5 protein-coding genes are annotated in these 6,338 nt (G+C 55.4%); 4 read left to right on the top strand and 1 reads right to left on the bottom strand.

Annotation, left to right across the window (positions count from 1 at the left end; all coding sequences use genetic code 11):
* Positions 1 to 163: 163 nt before the first annotated feature.
* The 4 genes from PG892_RS21150 to PG892_RS21135 all read left to right on the top strand — a co-directional run bounded on the left by PG892_RS21150 (position 164) and on the right by PG892_RS21135 (position 5,625).
* Positions 164 to 2,071: a hypothetical protein gene (locus PG892_RS21150; protein WP_270825812.1), complete on the top strand. Its 1,908-nt coding sequence runs from the start codon at positions 164 to 166 to the stop codon at positions 2,069 to 2,071.
* Between the two features lie 4 nt (positions 2,072 to 2,075).
* The gene (locus PG892_RS21145) at positions 2,076 to 2,537 is read left to right on the top strand and encodes a hypothetical protein (RefSeq protein ID WP_270825811.1); all 462 of its coding nucleotides are present in this window, start codon (positions 2,076 to 2,078) and stop codon (positions 2,535 to 2,537) included.
* Between the two features lie 68 nt (positions 2,538 to 2,605).
* Positions 2,606 to 4,777 (top strand): DNA helicase II, encoded by a 2,172-nt coding sequence (uvrD, locus tag PG892_RS21140; protein ID WP_270825810.1) that lies wholly within the window; start codon positions 2,606 to 2,608, stop codon positions 4,775 to 4,777.
* 2 nt (positions 4,778 to 4,779) lie between these two features.
* The gene (locus tag PG892_RS21135) at positions 4,780 to 5,625 is read left to right on the top strand and encodes a sce7726 family protein (protein WP_264787122.1); all 846 of its coding nucleotides are present in this window, start codon (positions 4,780 to 4,782) and stop codon (positions 5,623 to 5,625) included.
* Here the strand turns inward: PG892_RS21135 and PG892_RS21130 are convergent.
* A complete protein-coding gene (locus tag PG892_RS21130) occupies positions 5,622 to 6,230 on the bottom strand; it encodes a beta family protein (RefSeq protein ID WP_270825809.1) in 609 nt (202 codons plus the stop codon). The two genes, PG892_RS21135 and PG892_RS21130, sit on opposite strands and share 4 nt — an antisense overlap.
* Positions 6,231 to 6,338: the final 108 nt, after the last annotated feature.

Genomic DNA, 6,338 nt, shown 5'->3' with positions numbered 1-6,338 from the left:
AGCGACTAATCAGATCGCACAAACTGGACTGAGTTCCCTTCCTCCGGTGATCTACTATTCGGAACAGCTATTTAGGTTATACCCGGATTAACTTGGCCCCCGGGATGGGGCCGTATTTTTTACATTTGTTCGGGTGATAAAAATGAAAAAAAACGTGCTGAGTATGGCAGTGGCTTGTGTGTTGTCCGGTGTCATGTTGACCGCTTGCGGGGGTGGTGGTGACGATAACGGTGGCGGCAGCAATGGTGGCAACAATGGCGGTGGCACCGACACCGGCAGCAAGCCTCTTCACACTGCCGTCTTCCTGGATTCCGTCGTGGGTGGCCTCGACTATCGGTGCAACGATTACACCGGTGTCACCAATGCCAAGGGTGAATTCCTGTTTGATGATGGCGACACCTGCGAATTCGCATTGGGCAACCAACGCCTGGGGGCGGTGACCCTCAAGGCGGGCAACTCGTTGGTGACCCCTTACACCCTGGCGGGTGACGACAAGGAGAAAGCGATCCGCATTGCGGCATTGCTGCAGACGCTCGACAGCGACAGCAATCCGGAGAACGGCATCACCCTCGACAAGGCGCAGGTCGCGCAACTGGGGATCGTCGAACTGGGTAGCGATGACGCCTTCAACACCTCCCTGGTCGAGGCGCTGAAAACAGCGGGCCTCACCAAGGCCGTCGTCTCTCTGGCTGCGGCGAAAGCCCACCTCTCCGCCACCCTGGCTGGCGTCAATGGCCGCTCCGTGGCGGTCGACAAGGTGCTGAGCGATCTGCAGGGACTGACCGATCTGAAAAACCTGGACGTCGAGAGCAAGTTCAAGGAGTACAAGGAGACCCTGCAGGCCGAGACCGGTGAGAGCGGCAAGGCCGATCGCCAGATCGTGCTGGCCATGCTGACCATGCTGGAGGTGACCAACAACCCCGTGGTGGCTGAACGCCTGGGCTTCACCTCGTCCGCCATTGGCAGTGGTTACAGCACCAGCCTGGCCAAGGTGATGGATGTCATCATCCACACCCCCGGCACCGCCTCCGTGGCGCTCAAAGGTGGCAAGGGATATACCCATGACGTGGCCAAGCTGATGGGCGCCTATGCCGACAGCCTGGAAAACGTCGCGGCTGCCCTGGCCGATATCCAGGATCCGGATTACAGCGCCACCTATGGCGATGACGATACCGTCACCCTCAACCTCGACGGAGCCAAGGCACTGCGGGCGTCGGCGATGGCGATGGCATCGGCCCTCAATATCGCCGCCTCCTACCAGTACGGTCCGGACAGCGCCTATGTCACCCAACAGGAAGAAGTGACCTTGCCGCGCATGCACATCAAGGACACCTGGGGCATGCAGCCGACCACCACCTATGAAGAGAGCAGCAGCACCTTCGAGACCCAGTTTAGTCAGCAGGAAATCGAGCCGGATGCACTGGTGGCGCACGCCGATTTCTTCCGTTTGACCGACGATGCCAAGGCACGGTTGGCCAAGGCCAAGTCGCAGTTGAAGGATGCGGTGAGCCTCGCTCTGACCATCGATCAGAGCAAGCTGGACGAGTCGTTGACCCAGGATGAGATCGAGGCCAATACCGCGACCCTCAAGGAGCTGGCGAACCACTTTGCAGGCACTGTGCCCACTATCCAGTGGGAAAGCGTCGAGACCCGATATGTCAATACCGGCATGGGCTGGCAGCCTCAAGAGGTGGGGGTGAAGTACAACATCAATGTGCTGCCGTTCTTCGATGAGATGCTGGATCGCAGTGACATGACCATCAAGGTGACCGGCGGTTGTGATGGCGCCGTGGGGGCGCGGGATGCCGAACTGTCCAAGGCCATGGGAGAGCCCATGTGTCTCATCACGAGCGACGAGTTCAAGGCACTTGCCCAGAGCGATCGCGGCGCACTGAAGTACATCGGCTGGATGCAGGAAGATCAGGAGAGCCACACCGCCATCTATGCCAAGGGGGTGGGTTATGACTGGTCAACCCAGATGACGCCGGTGGCCGGGTCGACCTTTGACAAGGTATTCGTCTCCTGTACCGACCTGGATGACAACAAGGTCAGCTGTGCCGATCAGCTGTAAACCAGTGGGAGCGCTCCTGACGGGGGCGCTCCTGTTGTGGATGCCGGTGGCACAGGCTGCCGGCATGCTGACGCGCTACACCGATTATCGGGAGCGAGTCTTCGATCGTCAGGGTCAGTTGCAATATCAATTGACCACCCACGAATACTTGCAGCGGATGCCCAGCGGGCGTCCGTCATTGTCCAGTCTGTTTGCGTTGCGAGAGATGCAACGAGCATCACTACAGCTCAAGCAGGGCACCTTGATGGTGAATGACGTCATCGTGCGCTTCGAGCATGGGCATTATCAGGACGGCATGCTGATGATGGGGAACACGGAAGTGACCCTGCCTGAGGGCCGCATGCTGACCGCTTCACTGCGATTTGATCCCGTCCAGCAGGTGCTGGATGCCCCCCGCGCCCGGTTGCTCAGCTTTTCCGGTGAGGTACTGGGCCAATACCGGGACTATCACCGCCCCCTTCGTTGATCCTGCCGGTTGGTCTCTGGCGGCTCAGGCCGTATAATCCCCGCCTGTATAAATAAACAGGAGTGGTGATGGACGTTTCAACCCTGCTCGACGGGCTCAATGACAAGCAAAGAGATGCCGTTGCGGCGCCCCGCAGCAACCTGCTGGTGCTGGCCGGTGCCGGTTCGGGCAAGACCCGGGTGCTGGTGCACCGTATCGCCTGGCTGATGCAGGTGGAACGCTGTTCACCCTTCTCCATCATCGCGGTCACCTTTACCAACAAGGCGGCGGCCGAGATGCGCGGCCGGGTCGAGAAGGTGATCGGTGACGGCGTGCGCGGCATGTGGATCGGCACCTTCCACGGCATCGCCCACCGACTGCTGCGGGCCCACCATCTGGATGCGGGGCTGCCGCAGGATTTCCAGATCCTCGACTCCGACGACCAGTACCGTCTCATTCGCCGGGTGCTCAAGGCGCTCAACCTCGACGAGAAGCACTGGGCCCCGCGCGCCGTGATGGGCTACATCAACGGCAAGAAGGACGAGGGGCTGCGCCCCGGCGACATCGACCTCTACGGCGACCCCGTCACCCGCACCTATCAGCAGATCTACAAGACTTATCAGGAGACCTGCGATCGCTCCGGGCTGGTGGACTTTGCAGAACTCCTGCTGCGCGCCCACGAGCTGTGGCTGAACAAGCCGCACATCCTCGAGCACTACCGGGATCGCTTCCAGAACATCCTGGTGGACGAGTTCCAGGATACCAACGGCATCCAGTACGCCTGGCTGCGGATGCTGGCAGGGGATTCCGGCAAGGTGATGATCGTCGGCGACGATGACCAGTCCATCTACGGCTGGCGCGGCGCCAAGATAGAGAACATCCAGCGTTTCCTGACCGACTATCAGGGCGCCGAGACCATTCGCCTCGAGCAGAACTACCGCTCCACCGCCAATATCCTCAAAGCCGCCAACAGCGTCATCGCCAACAACGCCGAGCGGCTCGGCAAGGAGCTGTGGACCGAAGGGGCCGAGGGCGAGCCGATTTCCCTGTACGCCGCCTTCAACGAGGTGGACGAAGCCCGCTTCGTGGTGGGCCGCCTCAAGGACTGGAAAGAGAAGGGGGGTCTGCTCGCCGACTGCGCCATCCTCTATCGCTCCAACGCCCAGTCGCGGGTGCTGGAAGAGGCGCTGATGCAGGACGCCATGCCCTATCGCATCTATGGCGGCCTGCGCTTCTTCGAGCGCCAGGAGATCAAGGACGCCATGGCCTACCTGCGCCTTATCAACAACAGAGGCGACGACGCCAGCTTCGAGCGGGTGGTCAACACCCCGACCCGCGGCATCGGCGATCGCACCCTGGAGATATTGCGGAGCAACGCCCGGGATCAGGGCCAGAACCTGTGGCAATCGGCCAAGGCACTGCTCAATGACAAGGTGCTGACCGGCCGCGCCGGCAACGCGGTGCGCGGCTTTGTGGAGCTGATCGACGCGCTGGAGGAGCAGGTCGCCATGCTGCCACTGCACCAGCAGGCGGACATCGTCATCCAGCACTCCGGCCTCAAGGCCATGTATCTGGCGGAGAAGGGCGAGAAATCACAGGCGCGGGTAGAGAACCTGGACGAGCTGGTCACCGCCTGCCGCCAGTACCAGCGCCCGGACGAGCTGGAAGACATGAGCGATCTCTCCGCCTTCCTCGCCCACGCGGCGCTGGAGTCCGGCGAGAATCAGGCAGACGAATACGCCGATGCGGTGCAGCTGATGACCCTGCACAGCGCCAAGGGGCTGGAATATCCCCTGGTGCTGCTGGTCGGCGTCGAGGAAGGCATGTTCCCCAGCCAGCAATCCACCGAGGAGTCGGGCCGGCTGGAAGAGGAGCGGCGCCTCTGTTACGTCGGCATGACCCGCGCCATGGAGAAGCTCTACATCTGTTATGCCGAGAGCCGCCGCATCTACGGCCGCGAGATGTTCCACAAGCCGAGCCGCTTTATCCGCGAGATGCCCGCCGAGTGTCTGGAGGAGATCCGGCTGCGCACTCAGGTCAGCCGCCCCACCCAGTACGGCCGCTTTAGCCAGAACGAGGTGCAGCAAAGCTTTGACGCCAGCGGCATCAAGCTCGGCCAGCGGGTGCTCCATCCGAAATTCGGCGAAGGAATCGTGCTCAACTTCGAAGGGGTCGGCCAGCAGAGCCGGGTGCAGATCCAGTTCGACGACGTCGGCGCCAAGTGGCTGGTAACGGCGTATGCCAGATTGGAAGCGCTGTAATATTGCTCAAGCCTGACGAAAGAGCTCGTCAGGCTATACATTTAAATCACTCTTCAGTAGTAGAGACTTTGGCCATGACAGAGTTAAATAGAAAAGTTCTTGAGGGTGATATAAAATCACAGCTTATCAATTATTTAAAAGGCAAAGGCTGGTTTGAGAAAAAGCATGCCCTTGTAAATGAATTCACTATTGATGGCTCATCTCGTAGAGTCGATTTATGTGTATTCACAGAAAAGCATGCTTATGCCTTTGAAATAAAAAGCGAGGCTGACTCTCTAGTTAGACTCGAGGGGCAAGTGTCTAAGTATTTAGATTATTTTGATAAGGTTATCGTTGTAGCGTCTAAAAAACATATTGAAAATGTTTTATCAAAAACGCCTGAAGATGTTGCTGTATGGGAAGCATCAGACATCATTAAAGTAATTAGACGTGGAAAACTATCTAAGAAGCTAGACATAGCAAAAAATATAGAGATGATGAAGGTTTCAGATTTAAAAAAACTGATCGCTTTCAACGGTGGAAAAGGAGGAAATAAAACCCGAAAGGAGCTAGAAAAAGAAGCTATTCACGCCTCTCCGACTCAAGTACGCTCTTTTACTTTAAGTGGGATTATGGATAGATACCTTCTAACCACTAATAACTTTTGGGATAAAGTTAAAGATAATTATATCCTTCCCGAAAATTTATCACTATTGAGCATGCAAAAATTTTATTTATCTTTTGAACAGAAGAATTTAAGAAAAGTACTGGACCTAACCGTATTTCACGATGACCCTCACCTAATAACCTTATCCAAAAATGGAAAGGTTTTCGGTGAGGTACCTGATGACATATTAAAATTACTTTAATCCACCCAGTCGTCATCAGAATCAATTTCTTCAATAGCAACTGGTGAATTGTAATGTAATTGAACATACAAGTGAATATTAATTCTAACGGCCGCAGCTTTTCTCTGATCATAAATGCCATACTCACTACCCAAACTAGTGAGCTCTATCTGCTGCGTTCCCCACACTAAGAAATTTTTATTCCAGTAAGCACTACTTATTACTTCGTTCGCGATTTTTTTATAAACAACATATTTTTCGTTCTTTGAGTTATTAAGGTCATCAAAGTCTACCCTTATATATTTCCACTCATCTTTTAATGGGTAGTCTATTCTCGGAGGTGGCACTCTTGCTCCGCCGCTAGCTTTATTTGCTCTAGCGCTACCATGGTCTGAGTATATTAACTGACCATCTTGAAAATATCTATAAAGTCTTCTGAAAGCCTGGCGCTCATATATCGATGCCTCTCCATGGTATACGCCAGAGAAGCTATCCGGGAACGATGTACTACAAAGAGCTATTTTTGCGTAACTAAACCCTTGAATACATTTTTTTATCAGTTGAGAAACTTGGGGAATGTCGTCTAAAAAACTACGTTTGATATCACCAAAGTCGAATATAAACAATATGGGGCCATTATAAAGTGTGCTCACTTGGTCGGGAATTCAGATAATAAGTGCGACACTCATGGATGAATGGCGAGAGGTGGCCAACTGCTGATTGGTGGTACCCTT

The organism is Aeromonas sp. QDB68, assembly GCF_027707405.1.
In the GTDB taxonomy this organism is placed as follows: Bacteria; Pseudomonadota; Gammaproteobacteria; order Enterobacterales; family Aeromonadaceae; genus Aeromonas; species Aeromonas caviae.
Note: the sequence above shows the minus strand (reverse complement) of the source record. Positions and strands in the feature narration are given on the sequence as shown.

Excerpts from the sequence above, each read along its gene's own strand:
- PG892_RS21150 (WP_270825812.1), top strand. The coding sequence starts at position 164 with ATGGCAGTGGCTTGTGTGTTGTCCGGTGTCATGTTGACCGCTTGCGGG.
- uvrD (WP_270825810.1), top strand. The coding sequence starts at position 2,606 with ATGGACGTTTCAACCCTGCTCGACGGGCTCAATGACAAGCAAAGAGAT.